At 72.6% G+C, this 23,398-nt stretch carries 22 protein-coding genes; 20 read left to right on the forward strand and 2 right to left on the reverse strand.

What is annotated here, in order from left to right; translation table 11 throughout:
• Positions 1–15 precede the first annotated feature (15 nt).
• Positions 16–516 carry an NUDIX domain-containing protein gene (locus tag ACYP53_RS17455; protein ID WP_189915010.1) on the forward strand — a complete coding sequence of 167 codons (501 nt, stop codon included), beginning with the start codon at positions 16–18 and terminating at the stop codon, positions 514–516.
• A 377-nt stretch (positions 517–893) separates the two neighbouring features.
• Here the strand turns inward: ACYP53_RS17455 and ACYP53_RS17460 are convergent, their stop codons facing one another.
• Both ACYP53_RS17460 and ACYP53_RS17465 read right to left on the reverse strand, forming a co-directional pair.
• Positions 894–1,541, reverse strand: a complete 648-nt coding sequence (locus tag ACYP53_RS17460; RefSeq protein WP_459647907.1) for a TIGR03085 family metal-binding protein — start codon at positions 1,539–1,541, stop codon at positions 894–896.
• Between the two features lie 242 nt (positions 1,542–1,783).
• The gene (locus ACYP53_RS17465; protein WP_189915008.1) at positions 1,784–2,353 is read right to left on the reverse strand and encodes a hypothetical protein; all 570 of its coding nucleotides are present in this window, start codon (positions 2,351–2,353) and stop codon (positions 1,784–1,786) included.
• A gap of 136 nt (positions 2,354–2,489) precedes the next feature.
• On the opposite strand from ACYP53_RS17465, the gene hisI reads away from it, so the two are divergent.
• The 19 genes from hisI (at position 2,490) to ACYP53_RS17560 (ending at position 23,391) form a co-directional block, all read left to right on the forward strand.
• A complete protein-coding gene (gene hisI / locus ACYP53_RS17470; protein WP_189915007.1) occupies positions 2,490–2,861 on the forward strand; it encodes a phosphoribosyl-AMP cyclohydrolase in 372 nt (123 codons plus the stop codon).
• 40 nt (positions 2,862–2,901) lie between these two features.
• Complete coding sequence (locus ACYP53_RS17475; RefSeq protein ID WP_459647908.1) at positions 2,902–4,425, forward strand: anthranilate synthase component I; 1,524 nt, start codon at positions 2,902–2,904, stop codon at positions 4,423–4,425.
• Positions 4,426–4,446: 21 nt separating this feature from the next.
• A complete protein-coding gene (locus ACYP53_RS17480; RefSeq protein WP_459647909.1) occupies positions 4,447–4,986 on the forward strand; it encodes a Uma2 family endonuclease in 540 nt (179 codons plus the stop codon).
• Positions 4,987–5,012: 26 nt separating this feature from the next.
• Positions 5,013–5,600, forward strand: a complete 588-nt coding sequence (locus tag ACYP53_RS17485; protein ID WP_459647910.1) for a TIGR02234 family membrane protein — start codon at positions 5,013–5,015, stop codon at positions 5,598–5,600.
• Between the two features lie 179 nt (positions 5,601–5,779).
• Complete coding sequence (locus ACYP53_RS17490; RefSeq protein ID WP_189915004.1) at positions 5,780–6,046, forward strand: HGxxPAAW family protein; 267 nt, start codon at positions 5,780–5,782, stop codon at positions 6,044–6,046.
• A gap of 160 nt (positions 6,047–6,206) precedes the next feature.
• Positions 6,207–6,647, forward strand: a complete 441-nt coding sequence (locus tag ACYP53_RS17495; protein ID WP_459647911.1) for a DUF2752 domain-containing protein — start codon at positions 6,207–6,209, stop codon at positions 6,645–6,647.
• A gap of 213 nt (positions 6,648–6,860) precedes the next feature.
• Complete coding sequence (gene trpC / locus ACYP53_RS17500) at positions 6,861–7,667, forward strand: indole-3-glycerol phosphate synthase TrpC (protein ID WP_189915002.1); 807 nt, start codon at positions 6,861–6,863, stop codon at positions 7,665–7,667.
• Between the two features lie 8 nt (positions 7,668–7,675).
• Entirely contained in the window at positions 7,676–7,825 is a 150-nt protein-coding gene (gene trpM, locus ACYP53_RS17505) for a tryptophan biosynthesis modulator TrpM (protein WP_373313690.1), read from the forward strand.
• An 81-nt stretch (positions 7,826–7,906) separates the two neighbouring features.
• Positions 7,907–9,169, forward strand: a complete 1,263-nt coding sequence (gene trpB, locus ACYP53_RS17510) for a tryptophan synthase subunit beta (RefSeq protein WP_189915001.1) — start codon at positions 7,907–7,909, stop codon at positions 9,167–9,169.
• A gap of 2 nt (positions 9,170–9,171) precedes the next feature.
• Positions 9,172–9,984, forward strand: a complete 813-nt coding sequence (gene trpA, locus ACYP53_RS17515) for a tryptophan synthase subunit alpha (protein ID WP_189915000.1) — start codon at positions 9,172–9,174, stop codon at positions 9,982–9,984.
• 260 nt (positions 9,985–10,244) lie between these two features.
• On the forward strand, positions 10,245–10,478 hold the full coding sequence (locus ACYP53_RS17520; RefSeq protein WP_189914999.1) for a hypothetical protein: 234 nt from the start codon (positions 10,245–10,247) through the stop codon (positions 10,476–10,478).
• Between the two features lie 128 nt (positions 10,479–10,606).
• Positions 10,607–11,125 carry a MauE/DoxX family redox-associated membrane protein gene (locus ACYP53_RS17525; protein WP_459647912.1) on the forward strand — a complete coding sequence of 173 codons (519 nt, stop codon included), beginning with the start codon at positions 10,607–10,609 and terminating at the stop codon, positions 11,123–11,125.
• 135 nt (positions 11,126–11,260) lie between these two features.
• On the forward strand, positions 11,261–12,124 hold the full coding sequence (locus ACYP53_RS17530) for a DsbA family protein (protein ID WP_459647913.1): 864 nt from the start codon (positions 11,261–11,263) through the stop codon (positions 12,122–12,124).
• Positions 12,125–12,263: 139 nt separating this feature from the next.
• Complete coding sequence (gene lgt / locus ACYP53_RS17535) at positions 12,264–13,304, forward strand: prolipoprotein diacylglyceryl transferase (RefSeq protein WP_459647914.1); 1,041 nt, start codon at positions 12,264–12,266, stop codon at positions 13,302–13,304.
• Between the two features lie 149 nt (positions 13,305–13,453).
• Positions 13,454–14,191: a VIT1/CCC1 transporter family protein gene (locus ACYP53_RS17540; RefSeq protein WP_189914995.1), complete on the forward strand. Its 738-nt coding sequence runs from the start codon at positions 13,454–13,456 to the stop codon at positions 14,189–14,191.
• A gap of 455 nt (positions 14,192–14,646) precedes the next feature.
• Positions 14,647–19,248, forward strand: a complete 4,602-nt coding sequence (gltB, locus tag ACYP53_RS17545; protein WP_459647995.1) for a glutamate synthase large subunit — start codon at positions 14,647–14,649, stop codon at positions 19,246–19,248.
• A complete protein-coding gene (locus ACYP53_RS17550) occupies positions 19,241–20,701 on the forward strand; it encodes a glutamate synthase subunit beta (protein ID WP_189914994.1) in 1,461 nt (486 codons plus the stop codon). Before gltB ends, ACYP53_RS17550 begins: the two co-directional genes overlap by 8 nt.
• A gap of 317 nt (positions 20,702–21,018) precedes the next feature.
• On the forward strand, positions 21,019–21,885 hold the full coding sequence (locus ACYP53_RS17555) for a helix-turn-helix domain-containing protein (RefSeq protein ID WP_459647915.1): 867 nt from the start codon (positions 21,019–21,021) through the stop codon (positions 21,883–21,885).
• A 48-nt stretch (positions 21,886–21,933) separates the two neighbouring features.
• Entirely contained in the window at positions 21,934–23,391 is a 1,458-nt protein-coding gene (locus ACYP53_RS17560) for an aldehyde dehydrogenase family protein (protein WP_189915397.1), read from the forward strand.
• Positions 23,392–23,398 lie beyond the last annotated feature (7 nt).

Genomic DNA, 23,398 nt, shown 5'->3' on the forward strand with positions numbered 1-23,398 from the left:
GAAGGACCCGTTGACGTGGCTCAGCCGACCGCCGATCAGACCGCCACTCTCAAGCCCGCTATGGAGTCGATGACCCTGTTGGTCGCCGCTGTCATCGTCCACGACGTCGAAGCCCAGCGGGTCGTCCTCCTGCGCCGAGGACCCAAGGCCAAGTTCGCTCAAGGCCTGTGGGATCTGCCTGTCGGTAAGAGCGAACCAGGCGAACCGGTCACCGAGACAGCGGTGCGCGAACTCAAGGAGGAGACCGGGCTCGTCGTCGCTGCCGAGGACCTGCGTCTTGCCCACGTGATCCACGGGGCCCAAGGAGTTGAGGCGCCCAACGGCTTCCTGACCGTCGTTTTCGCCGCTCACCGTTGGGCCGGCGATCTTGCGAACGGGGAGCCGGCCAAGCATTCGGAAGTCGCCTGGGTCGGCACTGGTGCTGTGCCGGAGGAATTCGTCTCCACCACCAAGGAGGCCCTGATCAGCTACCTCAATAACGGTCCGAGCGTCTCCCTCGATTCGTGGCAGCGCTAATTCCAGTATCAGCGTGTAGTCGGCCCGCGCCCCAGGCTCATGGGGCGCGGGCCGTCATCATCTACCGGCGAGAGAGGGAACTTCCTGCTCGTCAGAGGTTTGGGGCAACGTCGCCGCTTCGGCTCCGCCGAAGCGGCGACGAGCGACCGGGGGCGGGGGCGGGGGCGGGGGTGGAGGGGGTGGGGGGTGGGGAAACGGCGGAATCAGATATCTGGAAATGGGAAGGCATGCGGGTTTTGCGAGGCCGGAGTGTTTTATGCGGCGCCCCCTTGGCTTGCCAAGGGGGCGCCGCTGTCAGTTGGCTTCTCCTGCTGCTTTTTTGCGCAGGCGTCCTCGTACATAGGCAGAGCGATTCTGGTTCGCTGGGGAGTGGCGCTCTATCGCTCGCTGGGCAGCGGGAGGACGTGGCGGAGGGCTTCGAGGGCGTTCGGGTCGCCGTCGGCGGTGAGGGTGGTGCGGGCGCCGCGGCCGTAGGTGAAGAGGATCAGTTCGGCGGGTTCGCCGGTGAGGTGGACGGCGGGGGCGTCGGCCGGGCCGACGGTGAGGGAGCGGCCGTCGGGGTGGGTGAGGGTGAGGCGGGCGGGGGAGCGGCGGCCGGCCTCGAAGCGGGCGATCATGGGCAGCCGGCGCCACAGGGCCTCGGCGCGGCCGGGCGGGACGGGCTGCGGGGTCCAGTCGTCGGCCGCGCGCAGGACGTCCTCGGCGTGGACGAAGTACTCGACGGTGTTCGCCGCCTCGTCCGCGCCGGGCAGGGCGAAGGGGGAGTAGAGCGGCGGCCCGGCCCGGAAGAGTCGGACCAGTTCCTCGTACGGGCGCCCGGCGTAGTCGTCCTGCACCCGCTGGGTCCGGGCGGCCAGGGCGGCGATCCGGATGCCGGCCGCGGCGTCGGGGCGGCGCTCGCGGATCACCAGGTGGGCGGCGAGGTCGCGGGTGGTCCACCCGGCGCACAGGGTGGGGGCGTCCGGCCCGGCGGCGGTGAGGAGTTGGGCGAGGCGGTGGCGTTCGGCGAGGGCGTGGTTCGACATGGCCGCAAGCCTAGGGCCCGTCTTCGAGCCCCCGTCGTCCGCCCGGAGGGCGGGCGGGGCGGCGTTGGGGTACGTGCATCGCAAGGCGGAGGATGGGGGCACCTCCCGGCCGAAGGCTGGGGGAGAGTCCATGCGGTGGGGGTACCTCCCGGCCGAAGGCTGGGGGCCATCGGCGACCGACGACAACGCGGCGAGGTGCGTGCCACGGCGTCGGCCCGCAGGCGGGGGCTCGAAGACGGGCCCTAGGGATGCAGCTGGCCGGTGAGCTTGGGGCCGCCCTGTTTGTTGCTGCCGGTGAGGGTGCAGGTGTAGTCGCGCCAGCCCTGCTGGTAGTTGACCATGGCGGGGCCGAACTGCCGCCCGTAGTAGGGCTTTCCGTCGCCCTGCCGGGCCTTGGCGGCGGCTTCGGCCTCCTTGCAGCCGTCCCGCATGGCGAGGGCGATCGGGATCTCGCCGGTGAGGTTGTCGGCCAGTTTCGGGTTCGCGATGACCTCGCCGTCGTGCTCGCCGGTGCAGGGGCGTTCCTCGGCCCGGGTGATGACGGGGCTCAGTTGCGGGTGGTCGAAGCAGGTGCCGACCGGGAAGAAGGCGTACGGCGGTTGCGGCTTGGTCGGCGTGGGGGTGGGCGTCGGCGTGGGGGTCGGGGTGGCCGTGGGGGTGGGCGGGGGCGGCGCGGCGGCCGGCTTGCGGTCGTCCGGCCAGAGCACGGCGGTGGCCACCACCGCGAGCAGGACGATCAGTACGGCGACGACGGTGAGGACCAGGCCGCGGGAGGGGCGGGCGGCGGCTGCGGGCGGCTGCTCGGAGGTCATGGCCATGAGGATGGCCCACGCGGGCCCCGCCCGGCAGCTGGTTGGCCGAACTCGCCCCGTACGGGCGGACGGTCCGGGAGCGGAGGTTCGGGCGGATCCGCCGGGACCGGGCGGCCGGGCTGACACAATGGGCCGCATGTCCACCACACCCGCCACTCCCGGCACCACCGCCCTGGCCCCCGAGATCGCCGCCCGCCTCAAGCGCACCGAGGACGGCCTGATTCCGGCCATCGCGCAGCAGTACGACACCGGCGAGGTGCTGATGCTCGGCTGGATGGACGACGAGGCCCTGCACCGCACGCTCACCACCGGCCGCTGCACCTACTGGAGCCGCAGCCGCCGCGAGTACTGGGTGAAGGGCGACACCTCCGGTCACGTCCAGGCGGTCAAGTCGGTGGCCCTGGACTGTGACGGCGACACCCTGCTGGTCAAGGTCGACCAGACCGGCGCGGCCTGCCACACGGGTGAGCGCACCTGTTTCGACGCCGACGTGCTCCCGCTCTCCTGATCCCCGTCCACTCACAGAACTCAAGAAGGTGCCGCCCCGCATGGACCTCGAAGCCTTCCGCAAGCTCGCCGTCGACACCCGGGTCATTCCGGTCACCCGCAGGCTCCTCGCGGACGGCCTCACCCCGATCGGCCTCTACCGCAGCCTCGCCGACGAGCGGCCCGGCACCTTCCTGCTGGAGTCCGCCGAGCAGGGCCGCAGCTGGTCGCGCTACTCCTTCGTCGGCGTGCGCGGCGCCGCCACGCTCACCGTCGGCGCGGACGGCGGCGCCCGCTGGCTGGGCACCCCGCCGGTCGGCATCCCCACCGAGGGCGACCCGCTGGAGGTGCTGCGCGCCGCCCTGGAGGCGCTGCACACCCCGCGGCGCCCCGACGACGGCCTGCCCCCGCTCACCGGCGGCCTGGTCGGCTACCTCGGCTACGACATCGTCCGTCGCCTGGAGAAGCTGCCCGACCTCAACCCGGACGACCTCCGGCTGCCCGAGCTGACCATGCTGCTGGCCACCGACCTCGCGGTCCTCGACCACGCCGACGGCACGGTGCTGCTGATCGCCAACGCCGTCAACCACAACGACCTGGCCAGCGGCGTGGACGAGGCGTACGCGGACGCGGTGGGCCGCCTGGACGCGATGGAGGCCGACCTGTTCAAGCCGGTCGACCCGGGCCTGGCGACCTTCACCCCGGCCGGCCCCGGCGAGGTGCGCTCGCCGTTCGGCGGGGCGCCGTACCAGGCCGCGGTGGAGGAGATCAAGGAGCGGATCCGGGCCGGCGAGGCCTTCCAGGTGGTGCCCTCGCAGCGCTTCGAGGCGCCCTGCCCGGCCTCCGCCCTGGACGTCTACCGCGTGCTGCGCACCACCAACCCCAGCCCGTACATGTACCTGTTCCGCTTCCCCGGGCCGGACGGCACCGCCGAGGGCGGCTTCGACGTGGTCGGCTCCAGCCCGGAGGCGCTGGTCAAGGTCACCGACGGGGACGCGATGCTGCACCCGATCGCCGGCACCCGGCACCGCGGCGCGACCCCGCACGAGGACGCGGCGCTCGCCGCCGAGCTGCTCGCCGACCCCAAGGAGCGGGCCGAGCACCTGATGCTGGTGGACCTCGGCCGCAACGACCTCGGGCGGGTCTGCGAGCCGGGCAGCGTCGAGGTGGTCGACTTCATGCAGATCGAGCGCTACAGCCACGTGATGCACATCGTCTCCACCGTCACCGGCAGGGTCGCCCCCGGGCGGACCGCCTTCGACGTGCTGACGGCCTGCTTCCCGGCCGGCACCCTGTCCGGCGCGCCCAAGCCGCGGGCGATGCGGATCATCGAGGAGCTGGAGCCCACCCGCCGTGGCCTGTACGGCGGCTGCGTCGGCTACCTGGACTTCGCCGGGGACTCCGACACCGCGATTGCGATCCGCACCGCGGTGCTGCGCGACGGCACCGCGTACGTGCAGGCCGGCGCGGGCGTGGTCGCCGACTCGGACCCGCACGGCGAGGACACCGAGTGCCGCAACAAGGCGGCCGCCGTGCTGCGGGCCGTCGCCACCGCCAATACGCTGCGGAGGCCGGAACTGTCCTGAGGTGTGAGGGAGGCGGCCGGGATGCCCGAGGTGCCGTACGACGAGCTGCGCTGGGGGGTCGTGCTGAGCGCGGCGGGGCAGTTCGGCGAGCAGCCGGCGGGCCACGGCCGGGTGCTGTCCGGTGTGGCGCTGGACTTCCCGGCGGCGCCCGGCGGCCACGCCCCGGACGCCGCGGCGCTCACCCCTGATGTCGCGGTGCTCGCCCCGGACCTGACGGTGCTCGCCCCGGGCGCGGTGCGGGCGGCGGACGGCCGGTTCGGCGCGGCCGCGGTCGAGGCGGTGCTGGAGGTGGCCCGGCCCGGTCTGGCGGAGGCCGGGCGGGCGTACGCGCGGGGCGGCGTGCCGCTGTACGTGGTGGTCGACCCGGCGGGCGCGGTCTGCACCGTGCACACCGCGCCCTCCCCCGCCGCGGGGGTGTACCGGGAGGCCGAGCGGGTGCCGTTCGGCAACGACCTGTTCCTGCCGCTGGGTGGGCGGACGGTGGTGCTGCGGACGGACCCCTTCCCCACGCCGTTCCCCGCGCCGCCCACCGCGCCGTTCCCCACCCCGGGTACGGACTGAGGCGTCGGCCGGGGGATAGTGGACGGGTGAGCGCTGACCAGACCCCCGCCCCCGCCTCCTCCGGCCGCCGCACCCTCGGCGTGATGCTGCTGCTGACCGTGCTGAGCGCGGTGCTGGTGCTGACCGCGGCCGGGCGGACCTGGGCCGAGGGCCGGGCCGGCACCCTGGGCGTGTCCGTCACCGGCGGCAGGATCTCCGAGGTGCCCGGCGGGCTGGCCCTGGTGGGCCTCGCCGCGGCCGTGGCGGTGTTCGCGGTGCGCGGCGCCGGCCGGCTCGCGGTCGGCGCGCTGACCCTGCTCGCCGGGATCGGTGTGGCCGTCGCCTCGGCCACCGGGGCGGGCGACACGGCTGCGCTGGACGCCGAGGCCTCCCGCAAGCTCGCGCTGACCGGCTCGGCGGCCACCGAGGTCGCGCACTCCGGCTGGCCCTGGGTCGCGCTGGTCGGCGGGGTGCTGCTGGCGCTCGCCGGACTGCTCACCCTGCGCTACGGCCGCCGCTGGCCGGCCATGGGCAGCCGCTACGAGGCGCCGACCCGCAAGGCCCCGGCCAAGTCCGAGACGCCGGGCGACCTCTGGAAGGCGCTGGACCGCGGCGAGGACCCCACCGCGGTCTGACGCCCGGGGACGGCCCACCGCGGTCTGAGCCTGCGGGGCAGGCCCACCGCGCATGTGACGCGATAGACCCGCCACCCGCTTTGGGGAGCCGGTGTGTGGCCCGGCACAATGGAACCCGTCAACCCGCCGGCGGCCCCGCAGGCCCGGCCGGGCCCCGAGAGCCAAGGAGCACCACTCAGATGGCAGCAGCAGCACACGGCCACACCCCCGCCGCCTGGACCGGCGTCGTCATCTCCTTCGTCGGCTTCGGCATCGCGGGTGTCGCGATGATCCTGCCGTCGGTGCTGCTCGTGTGGGCGGGCCTGGCGGTCGTCGTGGCCGGTGGCGTGGTCGGCAAGGCCATGTCGATGGCCGGGATGGGCCAGCAGGCGAGCACCAACGTCTACAAGTCGGTCGAGGAGCAGAGCGCGGCCCGCGAGGCCCGCGTCGCCGCCGTCACCGCCTGACGACCAGCCCTCCGTACGTCCGGTCCCCGGTACGGGACGCCTTCCGTACCGGTTTCGTACCGGCCGGTTCCGTACGACCGCCTTTCGCACAACCGAACGGCGGGCGCGCCGCGCCCGCCGTTTCGTCGTTCCCGAGCCCGGGCGCGGGCAGAATCGGGGCGTGAACGCCGCGCCCACCGCCTCCGCCCCGCCGCCCGTGACGCGCCGGCTGGGCCCGCCGCTGGCCGCGCTGGCGGCGGTGGCCGTCCCGACCGCCTACGTCGCGGTGGTGGACCCCAACAGCCCCGGGCACTACCCCGACTGCCCCTTCCTGGCGGCCACCGGCTGGTGGTGCCCCGGCTGCGGGGGCCTGCGCTGCGTCCACGCGCTGGCCCGCGGGGACTTCACCGGGGCCCTGCACGACAACGCCGTGGCCGTGCTGCTGTTCGGCGTGCTGGGGGTGCTCTGGCTGCGCTGGGCCTGGGCCGCGCTGACCGGCGGGACGGCGCCCCGGGTCGCCGTCGGGGGCCGCCGCTGGGCGTTGATCGTGCTGCTCGTGGTGGTGTTCACCGTGGTGCGAAACTCGCCGGTCGGAGCGGGTTTGGCGCCTCCGGCGGTCTGATCGCGCGCACACCTCGGATCCGGGTGGAGATGCGGTGAAACCGCAGTTGAGGACGGATGGGGCGGGAGTCCGGTCCGCGAGACGCGCGCCGGGCTGATGCGCCCCGCGCCCCCGGGTGCCGATACCATCGAAGGAGTCGGCGGGCTGCCGCCCGTCCGGCTCTCGCTGGCCGACCGGCAGATCCAAGCGGCAGACAAAGATGGGGGCTCCTGAGTGAGTGTGCTCGACTCGATCATCGAAGGGGTCCGCGAGGACCTCGCCGAGCGGCAGGCCCGGGTCTCCCTGGACGAGCTGAAGGAGCGGGCCGCCAAGGTCCCGGAGGCCAAGGACGGCGTCGCCGCCCTCAAGGGCGACGGGGTCCGGGTGATCTGCGAGGTGAAGCGCTCCAGCCCCTCCAAGGGCGCGCTGGCCTCGATCGCCGACCCGGCCGCCCTGGCGCGCGACTACGCGGCCGGCGGTGCCGCCGCGATCAGCGTGCTGACGGAGCAGCGCCGCTTCGGCGGGTCGCTGGCCGACCTGGACGCCGTCCGCGCCGCGGTGGACACCCCGCTGCTGCGCAAGGACTTCATCGTCACCTCGTACCAGCTGTGGGAGGCCCGCGCGCACGGTGCCGATCTCGCGCTGCTGATCGTCGCGGCCCTCGACCAGCCGGCCCTGGAGTCGCTGATCGAGCGCGCCGGGTCGATCGGCCTCACCCCGCTGGTCGAGGTGCACGACGAGGAGGAGATCAAGCGCGCGGTGGACGCCGGCGCCCGGATCATCGGCGTCAACGCCCGCAACCTGAAGACCCTCGAGGTGGACCGCAACACCTTCGGCAACGTGGTCCACGCCATTCCGGACGGCATCGTGAAGATCGCCGAGTCCGGGGTGCGCGGCCCGCTGGACGTGATCAACTACGCCAACCTCGGCGCCGACGCGGTGCTGGTCGGCGAGTCCCTGGTGACCGGCAAGGACCCGCGCGCCGCGGTCGCCGACCTGGTCGCCGCCGGGGCCCACCCCGCCGTCCGGCACAAGGACTGACCCGCCCGATGAAGATCGCCGCCCGACTCGCCCCCGGTTGCCGCCCGCGCGGCTGCCGCGCTCCCGCACGCCGGGCGCTGGGGCGTCGGGTGCGGTACGTGATCGGCTGCGAGCCCGGGCAGGTGCCGGGACGGCGATGGCGCGTGACGCACGGCTGAACCAGCGGACCAGCCGGAGGCGGATCCGCTGGAGTCGGCCGACCAGACGTCACTGTCGTCCCACTCCCCAAGGGAAACCACATGTCCGAGAAGGACTACCTGCCCGGTGCCCAGGTGCCGGACGCGCGCGGATACTTCGGCGCGTACGGCGGCCGCTTCATCCCCGAGGCGCTGGTCGCCGCGGTCGAGCAGGTCGCCGAGGAGTACGAGAAGGCGAAGGCCGACCCGGCCTTCGCCGCCGAGCTCGACGCGCTGCTGAAGGACTACACCGGGCGCCCGAGCCCGCTGACCGACGTGCACCGCTTCTCCGCCGAGGCGGGCGGGGCACGCGTCCTGCTCAAGCGCGAGGACCTCAACCACACCGGCTCGCACAAGATCAACAACGTGCTGGGCCAGGCCCTGCTGACCCGGCGGATGGGCAAGACCCGGATCATCGCCGAGACCGGCGCCGGCCAGCACGGCGTGGCCACCGCCACCGCCTGCGCGCTGTTCGGCTTCGACTGCACCATCTACATGGGCGAGGTCGACACCCAGCGCCAGGCGCTGAACGTCGCCCGGATGCGGATGCTCGGCGCCGAGGTGATCGCCGTCAAGTCCGGCAGCCGGACCCTGAAGGACGCCATCAACGAGGCGTTCCGCGACTGGGTCGCCAACGTGGACTCCACCCACTACCTGTTCGGCACCGTCGCCGGGCCGCACCCGTTCCCGATGATGGTCCGCGACTTCCACCGGATCATCGGCGTCGAGGCGCGGCAGCAGGTGCTCGACCGGACGGGCCGGCTGCCCGACGCGGTCGTCGCCTGCGTGGGCGGCGGCTCCAACGCGATGGGCATCTTCCACGAGTTCATCCCGGACGCCGGCGTCCGGCTGATCGGCTGCGAGGCGGCCGGCGAGGGCGCCGAGACCCCCCGCCACGCGGCCACCCTCACCAAGGGCGACCCGGGCGTGCTGCACGGCTCCCGCACCTACGTCCTGCAGGACGAGGATGGCCAGACCATCGAGTCGCACTCGATCTCGGCCGGCCTCGACTACCCGGGCGTCGGCCCGGAGCACGCCTGGCTGAAGGACACCGGGCGGGCCGAGTACCGTCCGGTCACCGACGACGCCGCGATGCAGGCGCTGCGGCTGCTGTCCCGCACCGAGGGCATCATCCCGGCGATCGAGAGCGCCCACGCGCTGGCCGGGGCCCTGGAACTCGGCCGCGAGCTCGGGCCGGAGGCCACCATCCTGGTCTCCCTCTCCGGGCGCGGCGACAAGGACATGCACACCGCGGCCGAGTACTTCGGCCTGTACGACGAGCCGGGCGCCGGCTCCGCCAACGGTTCCGCCGACGGGGGTAAGTGACCATGGCTGCTTCGAAGCTCAGCGGTGTCCTGGCGGCCGCCAAGGCGGAGGACCGCGCCGCGCTGATCGGCTACCTGCCGGCCGGCTTCCCGACCGTCGACGGCGGCATCCGGGCGGTCAACGCCCTGATCGAGGGCGGCTGCGACGTGGTCGAGGTCGGCCTGCCGCACTCCGACCCGGTGCTGGACGGCGCCGTCATCCAGACCGCCGACGACATCGCGCTGCGCGGCGGGGTGCGGATCAAGGACGTGCTGCGCACCGTCCAGGAGGTCTCCTCCGCGCACCCCGGTGCGGCGGTGCTGGTGATGACGTACTGGAACCCGGTCGACCGCTACGGCGTGGCGCGCTTCGCCGCCGACCTGGCGGCCGCGGGCGGGGCCGGCTGCATCCTGCCGGACCTGCCGGTGGAGGAGTCCGAGGAGTGGCGCAAGGCGGCGGGCGAGCACGGGCTGGACACCGTGTTCGTGGTCGCCCCCAGCAGCAAGGACGCGCGGCTGGCCGAGGTCACCGCGGCGGGCAGCGGCTTCGTGTACGCGGCCGCGGTGATGGGCGTCACCGGCACCCGCTCGGCGGTCGGTTCGCTGGCCGAGGACCTGGTCGCCCGCACCCGCGCCACCACGGACCTGCCGGTCTGCGTCGGGCTCGGCGTCTCCGACGCGACGCAGGCGGCGGAGGTCGCCCGCTTCGCGGACGGCGTGATCGTCGGGTCGGCGTTCGTGAAGCGGATCCTGGAGGCGGGCGAGGACGAGGCGGCGGCGCTGGACGCCGTGCGCGCGCTGGCCGGGGAGCTGGCGGAGGGGGTCCGCCGGCGCTGAGACCGGTTCCCCCTCCTTCCGGCGGCCCGTCACTCCTCGCGGAGTGGCGGGCCGTCGGCGCTTCCTCGCCCGGCCGTCGGCGCTGCTCTCGTCCGGCCGTCGGTTTTCCGGGGGCCCGGGCGGCGCGTCGACTTCGGGGCAGCCCCGAACGAGTGAACAGCGGCGGCGACACGCATCAGCCGGGGTTGACCGGCGTTGAGTGGAGGGACGAGTGCACGAACGAAGTGCGCGGGTCGCGGAGCGAACGAAGGGGTGAGCCGGTGCGGGGTCTCCACAGGGCCGTTCTGCTGAGGGCCGCGGCCGCCGCGCTGGCGCTCGCCGCCGCCGTCGTCGCCCATGCGGAAGTGGGGCAGGCACTGGCGAAGCGGGGTGCCGAGCGGGCGGAGCGGGAGGCGGTCGCCTGCGCCGAGGCGGCCCGCTGGGACGCCGCCGAGCGGGCGGGGCACGGGTACCCGGACCTGTTCGATCCGGGGCGGATGCCGGGCTGCCACTGACGGACGGGTGTTCGGTCGATTCGGGCGTAACGTCACTCTTCCGGCTTAATTCGTGAAGACGGAGGAACCGCCCTTCATCCCTTACGGTTCATCAGGAAGTGAACGAGTTTCCCGAGGGGGGTTCCCTGATGGCCGGCCCGGCAGCGCAGCCCGGTGGGCCGGCGCCCACGCCGTCGGCGCGGCGGCCGGTGCCGGTGTGGAGCGAGTGGGTCGGCACGGTCGTACGGCTCGCCCTCGCGGTGGTCTGGGGCTGGGCCGGGCTGGCCAAGATCGCCGACCCGGCGGAGGCCGCCCAGGCCGTCCGCGCCTACGAGATCCTGCCCGAGAGCCTGGTCAAGCCGATCGGCTACGGCCTGCCGTTCCTGGAGCTGGCGCTCGCGCTGCTGCTGGTGATCGGCCTCGGCGTCCGGCTGGTCGCCGGGGTCTCCGCGCTGCTGCTGCTCGTCTTCGTCGCCGGGATCGCCTCCGCCTGGGCCCGCGGCATCTCGATCGACTGCGGCTGCTTCGGCGGCGGCGGGCACGTCGACGAGTCCCAGACGAAGTACCTGCAGGAGATCCTGCGCGACACCGGGTTCCTGGTGCTCGCCGGGTGGCTGCTGTGGCGGCCCCGCACCCGGCTCTCGGCGGACGGCTGGCTGGCGGGCTGACCCGCCGGACCCCACCGGCCCCACCCGATCCGACCGGCGCCACCTGATCCCACCGGCCCCACCCGATCTCACCGGCCCCGCCGCACCCCCGTCCCCCGCACCCGACGAAGGCCCCCGACCGTGGATGTCAAGGCAATGAGCGAGAAGAACCGAGAAGGCAAGCGCACCGCCCGCGAGCGGATGCAGGAGCAGCGGGCGGCCGAGGAGGCCTCCTCCCGGCGCAAGAAGAAGCTGATCGTCGGCGGCGCCGTGCTCGCGGTGATCGCCGCCGCCGTGGTCACCGGCGTCGTGGTGCAGAACGAGCGCTCCAAGCCGGAGACCCCGACCGCCGCCCCGGCCGGGACCATCGGCGACAAGAACCTGGTCATCCCGGTCGGCGCGGGCAACGCGCCCGCCGTCCTCACCGTCTACGAGGACCCGCGCTGCCCCGCCTGCGGCATCTTCGAGCGGGAGTTCTCGTCGACGATCGACCAGCTGGAGGACGCCGGCAAGGTCTACACCAACTACCACATCGTGTCGTTCATCGACCGGGCCGTGCCGGGCAAGGGCTCCAGGACCGGCGCCAACGCGCTGGCCTGCGCCCAGGACGCCGGGCACTTCCGGGACTTCCACGACGTGCTGTACCGCAACCAGCCGGACGAGACCAACGACGCCTTCGGCAACAAGGCCGTCCTCCTCAACCTGGCGAAGCAGGTCAACGGCCTGGACACGCCCGGGTTCCGGGCCTGCGTCAACGACAACAAGTACGGCGGGTGGGTCTCCTCGGTGCAGCAGGACTTCGACAAGTCCAGCTACAAGTCCACCCCGACGGTGCTGCTCAACGGCCAGCCGGTCTACCCGAAGAACGGCAACGACGAGATCACCCCGGAGAACCTGGTGAAGTGGGTGGACGCCGCCAACCAGGGCAAGCAGCTGGGCACGGAGGGCTCGAACGGGCAGACCCCGGCGCCGACCAGCGCCGCCTCGGAGGCCAACAACCCGTCGCCGAACGCCGGCTGAGCCCCGCACCCCGGCCGCGGGCCGGCCGCCGCACCCTCCGGAGGGAGGACGCGGCGGCCGGCCCGCGGTCCGTTGTTCGGGATCTGTGACCCCGGGGGTGTCCGACCGGGGCCGTCGACCCTGTAGCGTCGGAACCGCCATGGATATCGCCTACATTCCCAGCCCGTCGCGGGGCGTCCTGTACCTCGGACCCGTCCCGCTGCGCGCCTACGCCTTCTGCATCATCCTCGGTGTCGTCGCCGCCGTCTGGCTCGGCAGCAAGCGCTGGGTCGCCCGGGGCGGTGCCAAGCACACGGTCGGTGACATCGCCGTCTGGGCCGTGCCGTTCGGCCTGGTCGGCGGCCGCCTCTACCACGTGATCACCGACGGCGGCCGGCTGTACTTCGCCGAGGGGAAGAACCCCTGGGACGCCTTCAAGATCTGGGAGGGCGGCCTCGGCATCTGGGGCGCGATCGCGCTGGGCGCCGTCGGCGCCTGGATCGGCGCCCGCCGCCGCGGCGTGCCGCTGCCCGCCTACGCCGACGCCATCGCGCCGGGCATCGCGCTCGCGCAGGCGATGGGCCGCTGGGGCAACTACTTCAACCAGGAGCTGTACGGCCGCGAGACCACGCTGCCGTGGGGCCTGGAGATCGACAAGACGCTGCCCAGCGGCGAGGTCGTCAAGGGCGTCTACCACCCGACCTTCCTGTACGAGTCGCTCTGGTGCGTCGGCGTCGCGCTGCTGGTGATCTGGGCGGACCGCCGCTTCAAGCTCGGCCACGGGCGGGCGTTCGCGCTGTACGTGGCCGCGTACACGGTGGGCCGGTTCTGGACCGAGTGGCTGCGGATCGACGAGGCGCACGTCTACTTCGGCCTGCGCCTGAACGACTGGGTGTCCATCGCGGTGTTCCTGGGCGCCGTGGCGTACATGGTGATCGTCGGCAAGAAGCGGCCCGGTCGCGAGGACCCGGCGAGCATCGACCCGGCCGCGCACGCCGAGGAGGCCGCGGCGGAGGGCCCGTCCGGGAAGGCCGACGCGGCCGGGAAGGCTGACGCAGTGGGGAAGGCCGCCCCGTCCGAGAAGGTCGCCGGGGCGGGCGAGACCGCCGAGCTGTCTCGGCAGGCGGACGAAAGGACGGACGCGGACGCGGTGTCCGACACGGCCGAGAGCGTCGGCAAGGACGCCAGGAACCCGATCTGACCTGGGGCTTCCCCCCGACTGAGGCCACCCTTCGCACGGCTTGCGAAGGGTGGCCTCAGTCGTGTTCGGACAGCCTTACTTTGCTGGAAGTGCGCAGGTCAGGAGGGCTACGGTCGGGGCGGAGGAACGACGACGGAGGGGAAGAGACGATGAGCGTGACCACCTTGGAGCCGGACGCCGGACACCAGCCCCGGATACCCGCGGCCGGGCACCACCGGGACGTCAACGGCGGCTGGCTGCGTCCGGCCGTGTTCGGCGCGGTGGACGGGCTGGTGTCCAACTTCGCGCTGATGACCGGTGTGGTCGGCGGCGCGGTGTCCAACGGCACGGTGATCCTGACCGGGCTGGCGGGCCTGGCGGCCGGCGCCTGCTCGATGGCGGCGGGGGAGTACACCTCGGTGGCCTCGCAGCGGGAACTGGTGCAGGCCGAGATCGAGGCCGAGCGGCTGGAGCTGAGCCGCAACCCGCACGGCGAGCTGGCCGAGCTGGCCGAGCTGTACGTCTCGCGCGGAGTGGAGCCGGAGCTGGCCCGCGAGGTGGCCCGGCAGCTGTCCGCCGATCCGGAGCTGGCCCTGGAGGTGCACGCCCGCGAGGAGCTGGGCGTCGACCCCACCGACCTGCCCTCGCCGCTGGTCGCGGCCGGCTCGTCGTTCCTGTGCTTCGCGCTCGGTGCGCTGCTGCCGCTGCTGCCGTACCTGCTGGGGGCGACCTCGCTGCTGCCGGCGCTGGTGCTGGCGGCGGCCGGGCTGTTCCTGTGCGGCGCGGTGGTGGCCCGGGTGACGGCGCGCAGCTGGTGGTTCAGCGGGCTGCGGCAGCTGGTGCTGGGCGGGGCGGCGGCCGGGGTGACCTATCTGCTGGGCCTGCTGATCGGCGGGCACGTGGGATGAGGCCCTGCGGAGGGCTCGGCGGTGTCTGTGGGATGACCCAGAACTCTGCATGATTATGCTGGGCAGCGCGTGACGTTTCACACATGGGCGTCGCGTCATGCCTGGCCTAGTCTCATCATCCGGGCCTCGGTGCCGCGGATTCGCATCCGTGGGCGAGCTCCCGGAATGGATTCGCAGGCGGCCATGATCGGCCTGTGTGGCGATCCGGTTTCGCCCCTGTTTCAGGCCGCGGGTGGTTGGGCACAATCGTCGGGACGCGCACTGTGGCGCGTCCTTCTCCCCACACCCCCTGACCTGCGACTCGTCCCGCCATGTGGACGGGATATTCCGCTTCTCGGGATCCTGGGCATCATGTAACTTGCACGACACGCACCACCGCATCAGGGCCAACGTCGTCCCTACTTGCACCAACTTGCCGAAAGACGACGACGGGAGAGCCGATGCTGTCTGCATCCATGCACTCCGCCAACGAGCCCCAGGCCGGCGCCTCCCGCCGGCCGTACGCGCTCGTGCCGGATGCGCGACCTGCTGCTCAGGGCCTGTACGACCCGCGGAACGAGCACGACGCCTGTGGCGTCGGTTTCGTCGCAACGCTGACCGGCATCGCCGACCACACCATCGTCGAGCAGGCGCTGACCGTCCTGCGCAACCTGGAGCACCGCGGCGCCACCGGCGCCGAGCCGGACTCCGGCGACGGCGCGGGGATCCTCACCCAGATCCCGGACGCGTTCCTGCGCGGCAAGGTCGACTTCGAGCTCCCGGCCGCCGGCCGCTACGCCGTCGGCATCGCCTTCCTGCCCGACGACGACCAGGCGGACGCCGCCGCCGTCGCGCGGATCGAGGCCATCGCCGCCGAGGAGGACTTCACCGTCCTCGGCTGGCGCGACGTCCCGGTCACCCCCGACCTGCTCGGCGCCACCGCGCGCGGCGTGATGCCGCGCTTCCGCCAGCTCTTCCTGGCGCAGGGCGAGCGGGCCGGCATCGAGCTGGACCGGACCGCCTTCGTCGTCCGCAAGCGGGCCGAGCGCGAGGCCGGGGTCTACTTCCCGTCGCTGTCCGCGCGCACCATCGTCTACAAGGGCATGCTGACCACCGGCCAGCTGGAGCCCTTCTTCCCCGACCTGTCGGACCGCACCTACGCGTCCGCGATCGGCCTGGTGCACTCGCGGTTCTCCACCAACACCTTCCCGAGCTGGCCGCTCGCCCACCCGTACCGCTTCGTCGCGCACAACGGCGAGATCAACACGGTCAAGGGCAACCGCAACTGGATGAGCGCCCGCGAGTCCCAGCTGGCGACCGACCTGATCCCCGCCAACCGGAACGGGCAGGGCCTGGAGCGGATCTTCCCGGTCTGCACCCCGGACCACTCCGACTCCGCCTCCTTCGACGAGGTCCTGGAGCTGCTCCACCTCGGCGGCCGCTCGCTGCCGCACTCGGTGCTGATGATGATCCCGGAGGCGTGGGAGAGCCACGCCACCATGGACCCGGCCCGCCGCGCGTTCTACCAGTACCACTCCAACCTGATGGAGCCCTGGGACGGCCCGGCCTGCGTCACGTTCACCGACGGCACCCAGATCGGCGCCGTGCTCGACCGCAACGGCCTGCGCCCCGCCCGGTACTGGATCACCGAGGACGGCCTGGTCGTGCTCTCCTCCGAGGTCGGCGTGCTCGACCTCGACCAGGAGAAGGTCACGAAGAAGGGCCGCCTGCAGCCCGGCCGGATGTTCCTGATCGACACCGCCGAGGGCCGCATCGTCGAGGACGAGGAGATCAAGTCCGCCCTCGCCGCCGAGCACCCCTACGAGGAGTGGGTCGGCGCCGGCCAGATCCAGCTCGCCAAGCTGCCCGAGCGCGAGCACATCTGGCACACCCACGCCTCCGTCACCCGCCGCCAGCAGACCTTCGGCTACACCGAGGAGGAGCTGCGGGTCATCCTCGCGCCGATGGCGCGCACCGGCGGCGAGGCGCTCGGCTCGATGGGCACCGACTCGCCGATCGCCGCGCTGAGCGAGAAGCCGCGCCTGCTGTTCGACTACTTCGTGCAGCTCTTCGCGCAGGTCACCAACCCGCCGCTGGACGCCATCCGCGAGGAGCTCGTCACCTCGCTGCTCTCCAACCTCGGCCCCGAGGGCAACCTGCTGGCCGCCGAGGCCTCCGCCTGCCGCTCCGTCGGCATCACCTTCCCGGTGATCGACAACGACGAGCTGGCCAAGCTCGTCCACATCAACGCCGACGGCGACCAGCCCGGCCTCAAGGCCGTCACGCTCTCCGGCCTCTACAAGGTCGGCGGCGGCGGCGAGGCCCTGGCCTCCCGGCTGGCCACGATCGCCGCCGAGGCCGACGCCGCGATCGCCGACGGCGCCCGGATCATCGTGCTCTCCGACCGGCACTCGGACGCCGAGCACGCCCCGATCCCCTCGCTGCTGCTCACCTCCGCGATCCACCACCACCTCATCCGCACCAAGCAGCGCACCCAGGTGTCGCTGCTGGTCGAGGCCGGCGACGTCCGCGAGGTGCACCACGTCGCGCTGCTCATCGGCTACGGCGCCGGCGCGGTCAACCCGTACCTGGCCATGGAGACGGTCGAGGACCTCGTCGCGCAGGGCGTCTTCATCGAGGGCGTCGAGCCCGAGAAGGCCATCAAGAACCTGATCAAGGCGCTCGGCAAGGGCGTGCTCAAGGTCATGTCCAAGATGGGCATCTCCACCGTCGCCTCCTACCGCGGCGCCCAGGTCTTCGAGGCCATCGGCCTCTCCCAGCAGCTGGTGGACGGCTACTTCGCCGGCACCACCACCAAGCTCGGCGGCATCGGCCTGGACGAGATCGCCCGCGAGACGGCCGCCCGGCACGCCAAGGCGTACCCGGCCTCCGGCATCCCGGCCGCGCACCGCGCGCTGGAGATCGGCGGCGAGTACCAGTGGCGCCGCGAGGGCGAGCCGCACCTGTTCGACCCGGACACCGTCTTCCGGCTGCAGCACGCCACCCGCAACCGCCGGTACGACATCTTCAAGCAGTACACGGACCGGGTGAACGAGCAGTCCGCCCGGCTGATGACCCTGCGCGGCCTCTTCCAGCTGGACGGCCTCGGCCGCGAGCCGATCCCCGTCGACGAGGTCGAGCCGGTCTCCGAGATCGTCAAGCGCTTCTCCACCGGCGCCATGTCGTACGGCTCCATCTCGATGGAGGCGCACGAGACCCTGGCCATCGCGATGAACCGCCTCGGCGGCAAGTCCAACACCGGCGAGGGCGGCGAGGACCCGGAGCGCCTGTACGACCCGGAGCGCCGCTCGGCGATCAAGCAGGTCGCCTCCGGCCGCTTCGGCGTCACCTCCGAGTACCTGGTCAACGCCGACGACATCCAGATCAAGATGGCCCAGGGCGCCAAGCCCGGCGAAGGCGGCCAGCTGCCCGGCCACAAGGTGTACCCGTGGGTCGCCAAGACCCGGCACTCCACCCCGGGCGTCGGCCTGATCTCGCCGCCGCCGCACCACGACATCTACTCCATCGAGGACCTCGCCCAGCTGATCCACGACCTCAAGAACGCCAACCCGGCGGCCCGCATCCACGTGAAGCTGGTCTCCGAGGTCGGCGTCGGAACGGTCGCGGCCGGCGTGTCCAAGGCGCACGCGGACGTGGTGCTGGTCTCCGGCCACGACGGCGGCACCGGCGCCTCGCCGCTCACCTCGCTCAAGCACGCCGGCGGCCCCTGGGAGCTCGGCCTCGCCGAGACCCAGCAGACCCTGCTGCTCAACGGGCTGCGCGACCGCATCGTCGTCCAGACCGACGGCCAGCTGAAGACCGGCCGCGACGTCGTCATCGCCGCGCTGCTCGGCGCCGAGGAGTTCGGCTTCGCGACCGCCCCGCTGGTCGTCTCCGGCTGCATCATGATGCGCGTCTGCCACCTGGACACCTGCCCGGTCGGCGTCGCCACCCAGAACCCGGTGCTCCGCGACCGGTTCTCCGGCAAGCCCGAGTTCGTCGTCAACTTCTTCGAGTTCATCGCCGAGGAGGTCCGGGAGATCCTGGCCTCGCTGGGCTTCCGCTCGATCGAGGAGGCCGTCGGCCACGCCGAGCACATCGACGCCCAGGGCGCGATCGACCACTGGAAGGCCGCCGGGCTCGACCTGGCCCCGCTCTTCCACGTGCCCGAGCTGCCCGAGGGAGCCGCCAGGCACTGCACCACCACCCAGGACCACGCGCTCGACAAGGCCCTGGACAACCAGCTCATCGCGCTGGCCGAGGACGCCCTGGAGCGCGGCGACGCCGTCCGCATCCAGCTGCCGATCCGCAACGTCAACCGCACCGTCGGCACCATGCTCGGCCACGAGGTGACCAAGCGGTACCGCGGCGAGGGCCTGCCCGAGGGCACCATCGACGTCACCTTCACCGGCTCCGCCGGGCAGTCCTTCGGCGCCTTCCTGCCCCGCGGCGTGACGCTGCGGCTCGAGGGCGACGCCAACGACTACGTCGGCAAGGGCCTCTCCGGCGGCGTGGTCGTCGTCCGCCCGGCCCGCGAGGCCGCGGCCATCGGCAACGGCGCCCAGAACCACGTCATCGCCGGCAACACCATCGGCTACGGCGCCACCGGCGGCCGGATCCACCTGCGCGGCAAGGCCGGCGAGCGCTTCGCCGTCCGCAACTCCGGCGCCACCCTGGTCGTCGAGGGCGTGGGCGACCACGGCCTGGAGTACATGACCGGCGGCCGGGTCGTCGTCCTCGGCGAGACCGGGCGCAACCTCGCGGCGGGCATGTCCGGCGGCATCGCGTACGTCCTGGACCTGCGCCCCGCCAACGTCAACGACGGCATGGTGGGCATCGAAGCCCCCACCGCCGACGACCGCGAGTGGCTGCGCGAGACCGTGCAGCAGCACTACGAGGAGACCGGCTCCACCGTCGCCGCCGAGCTCCTGGCCGACTGGGGCAGCGGGGTCTCCCGCTTCTCCAAGATCATGCCGACCGACTACAAGGCAGTGCTCGCCGCCAAGGACGCCGCTGAGCGCGATGGCCTCTCCGAGGCCGAGACCACTCGCAAGATGATGGAGGCGGCTAATGGCTGACCCCAAGGGCTTCCTGACCACGCCCAAGCAGCTGGCGGAGCGCCGCCCGGTCGACGTTCGTCTCCGTGACTGGAACGAGGTCTACGTCGAGCGCAGCCTCCTGCCGATCATCACCAAGCAGGCCGGCCGCTGCATGGACTGCGGCATCCCGTTCTGCCACAACGGGTGCCCGCTCGGGAACCTCATCCCCGAGTGGAACGACCTCGCCTACCGGGACGACTTCGTCGGCGCGATCGAGCGGCTGCACGCCACCAACAACTTCCCGGAGTTCACGGGCCGCCTCTGCCCGGCCCCGTGCGAGTCCGCGTGCGTCCTCGGCATCAACCAGGACGCGGTGACCATCAAGAACGTCGAGGTCACCATCATCGACAAGGCCTGGGACCGCGGCGGCGTCACCCCGCAGGTGCCCGAGCGGCTCTCCGGCAAGACCGTCGCCGTCGTCGGCTCCGGCCCGGCCGGCCTCGCCGCCGCCCAGCAGCTCACCCGCGCCGGGCACACCGTCGTGGTGTACGAGCGGGCCGACCGGATCGGCGGCCTGCTGCGGTACGGCATCCCCGAGTTCAAGATGGAGAAGCGCCACATCAACCGCCGCATCGAGCAGATGCGCGCGGAGGGCACCCGGTTCCGCACCGGCGTGAACGTCGGCGAGGACATCACCGGGCAGCAGCTGCGCGAGCGCTTCGACGCGGTCGTCGTCGCGGCCGGCGCCACCACCGCCCGCGACCTGCCGGTGCCCGGGCGTGAGCTCAAGGGCGTCCACCAGGCCATGGAGTACCTGCCGCTGGCCAACAAGGTGCAGGAGGGCGACTTCGTCGAGTCCCCGATCAGCGCCAAGGGCAAGCACGTCGTGGTCATCGGCGGCGGCGACACCGGCGCGGACTGCGTCGGCACCGCCCACCGGCAGGGCGCGGCCTCCGTCACCCAGCTGGAGATCATGCCGCGGCCCGGCGAGGAGCGGCCCGGGCACCAGCCGTGGCCGACCATGCCGATGACGTACAAGGTCACCTCCGCCCACGAGGAGGGCGGCGAGCGGATCTACTCCGTCAACACCACCCGCTTCACCGGCGACGAGGACGGCAACGTCCAGGAGCTGCACCTCGTCGAGGTGGAGTTCAAGGACGGCCGCTTCGAGGCCGTGCCGGGCACCGAGCGGTCCATCCCGGCGCAGCTGGTCACCCTGGCCATGGGCTTCACCGGTACGGACGTGAAGAACGGGCTGGTCGAGCAGCTGGGAGCCGACCTCGACGCGCGGGGTAACATTGCCCGCGACGGCCGGTTCGCCACCAATGTCGATGGCGTGTACGTCTGCGGAGACGCCGGCCGAGGCCAGTCGCTGATCGTCTGGGCCATCGCGGAAGGCCGTTCGGCCGCCGCCGCGGTGGACAAGTACCTGGGCGGCAAGACCCCGCTTCCCGCCCCGATCCGACCCACGGACCGCCCCCTGGTGGTCTGACGGTCCGACCGGCCCCCCGAACCCCCGGCGCCGCATCGCCGGGAGCTCAACCCGCTGCCCCGTCAGAGTCGCCGGGCCAACGCGGTCTCCTGGCGCCTGCCCTCTTCCCCGACCAGTTGGAGGGCGGGCGCCGTCGCGTTTTCCGGGGCCCTCGCGTTCTCCGGGGCCCTCGCGTTTTCCGGGGTCGGCTCACAGCGGAGCCACAGCGTTCTCACAGCGGCCGGAAAGGGTCTCTGCACGGGCTGTTGTTCGTCGGTGCCAGGTGGCAGACTGCCGCCGACGGCCGGGGGGCTGCGCGAGTGCGGAGGTTGACTTCGATGGGCACGACTCAGGCAGGTGGGGGCGCGACGGTACGGCGCCTACTGCTCGGCACCCAGCTGCGCAAGCTCCGCGAGGCCAGAGGCGTCAGCCGGGAGGAGGCCGGGTACTCGATCCGCGCCTCGGAGTCCAAGATCAGCCGGATGGAGCTCGGCCGGGTCGGCTTCAAGGAGCGCGACGTCGCCGACCTGCTGACCCTCTACGGCGTCGAGGCCGAGCAGGAGCGCGCCGACGTCCTCGGGCTGGTCCGGGACGCCAACGCCAGCTCCTGGTGGCACGAGTACGGCGACGTGCTGCCCGGCTGGTTCCAGAACTACCTCGGGCTGGAGGAGGCCGCCGCCGAGATCCGCAGCTACGAGGTCCAGTTCGTCCACGGGCTGCTGCAGACCGCCGACTACGCCCGGGCCGTCGTCACCGCCGGCAGCCACGACCACGGGGCCGACGAGATCGAGCGCCGGGTCGACGTACGGATCAGGCGCCAGGCGCTGCTCACCGGCGAACGCGCGCCGCGGCTGGTCGCCGTCCTGGACGAGGCCGCGCTGCGCCGGCCCTGGGGCGGGCCCGAGCTGATGCGCGGCCAGCTGGACCGGCTGCTGGAACTCGGCGAACTGCCCAACGTCCGGCTGCAGGTGCTGCCGTTCGGCAACGCCGGACTGTCCGCCGAGAGCGGCGCGTTCACGGTGCTGGGCTTCGCCGAGCGGGAGCTCTCCGAGGTCGTCTACCTGGAGCAGTTCACCACCGCGCTCTACCTGGACAAACCCGCCGAGGTCGCGGAGTACCGGCACGCCATGGACGCCCTGGTCGCCGACAGCCTGGAACCGGCGCGGACCAGGGATCTGCTGTATGCGATACGCCAGGAGCTCTGATACGTCAGTACGATGATGTCCCATCAGGTCGTGCACGAGAGGGAGCAGATGTCGTACTTCTCCGAGTTGGCGCTGCAGTACATCGACGGCGAGTGGTGCAGCGGCAGCGGCTCCTGGGACATCGTCGACGTCGACCCCTACACGGGTGACAAGCTCGCCGGCATCACCGTCGCCACCGTCGACGAGGTCGACCGCGCCTACCGCGCCGCCGAGCGCGTCCAGAAGGAATGGGCCGCCACCAGCCCCTACGAGCGGCGGCTGGTCTTCGAGCGCGCGCTGCGCCTCTTCGAGGAGCGCGAGCCGGAGATCGTCGCGGCGATCATGACCGAGCTCGGCGGCACCGCCCTGAAGGCGGGCTTCGAGCTCTCGCTCGTCAAGGACATGCTGCGGGAGTGCCTGCACCTGTCCGTGGCCGCCGAGGGCCGGCTGCTGCCCTCGCCCGCCCCGGGCAAGGAGAACCGGCTCTACCGGCTGCCGGTCGGCGTGGTCGGGGTGATCAGCCCCTTCAACTTCCCGCTGTTCCTGGCCCTCAAGGCCGTCGCCCCGGCCCTCGCCCTCGGCAACGGCGTCGTCCTCAAGCCGCACCAGGAGACCCCGGTGGTCGGCGGCGGCCTGATCGCGAAGATCTTCGAGGACGCGGGCCTGCCGCCCGGCCTGCTGAACGTCGTGATCACCGACATCGCCGAGATCGGCGACAGCTTCATCGAGCACCCGGTGCCCAAGGTGATCTCCTTCACCGGCTCCGACAAGGTCGGCCGGCACGTCGGCACCGTCGCCGCCGCGCACTTCAAGCGGTCCGTCCTGGAGCTCGGCGGCAACAGCGCGCTGATCGTCCTCGACGACGCCGACCTCGACTACGCCGTGGACGCGGCGGTGTTCAGCCGCTTCGTCCACCAGGGCCAGGTCTGCATGTCCGCCAACCGCGTCCTCGTCGACCGCAGCGTCCAGGCCGAGTTCACCGAGAAGTTCGTCGCCAAGGTCGCCTCGCTCACCGTCGGCGACCCCAAGGACCCGGCCACCCACATCGGCCCGCTGATCAACACCGTCCAGGCCGACGCCCTCTCCACCCAGATCGACCAGGCGGTCGCCGCCGGCGCCACCGCCCTGCTGCGCGGCACCACCACCGGCAGCCTGATGGCACCGACCGTCCTCACCGACCTCGCCGAGGACGCGCCGATCCTGCGGCGCGAACTGTTCGGCCCCGTGGTGCTGCTGCTGCCCTTCGACGGCGAGGACGAGGCCGTGCGGCTCGCCAACGACTCGCCGTTCGGACTCAGCGGCGCCGTGCACACCGCCGACGTCGAACGCGGGGTGCGGCTCGCCCAGCGGATCGAGACCGGCATGATCCACGTCAACGGCGGCACCATCGCCGACGAGCCCGGGGTGCCGTTCGGCGGCGAGAAGAACTCCGGCGTCGGGCGGCTCAACGGCGAGTGCACGGTGGACGCCTTCACCACGCTGAAGTGGATCTCGGTGCAGCACGGGCGGGCGCGGTTCCCGTTCTGACGCCCTG

This window comes from Kitasatospora sp. Ki12, assembly GCF_054601375.1.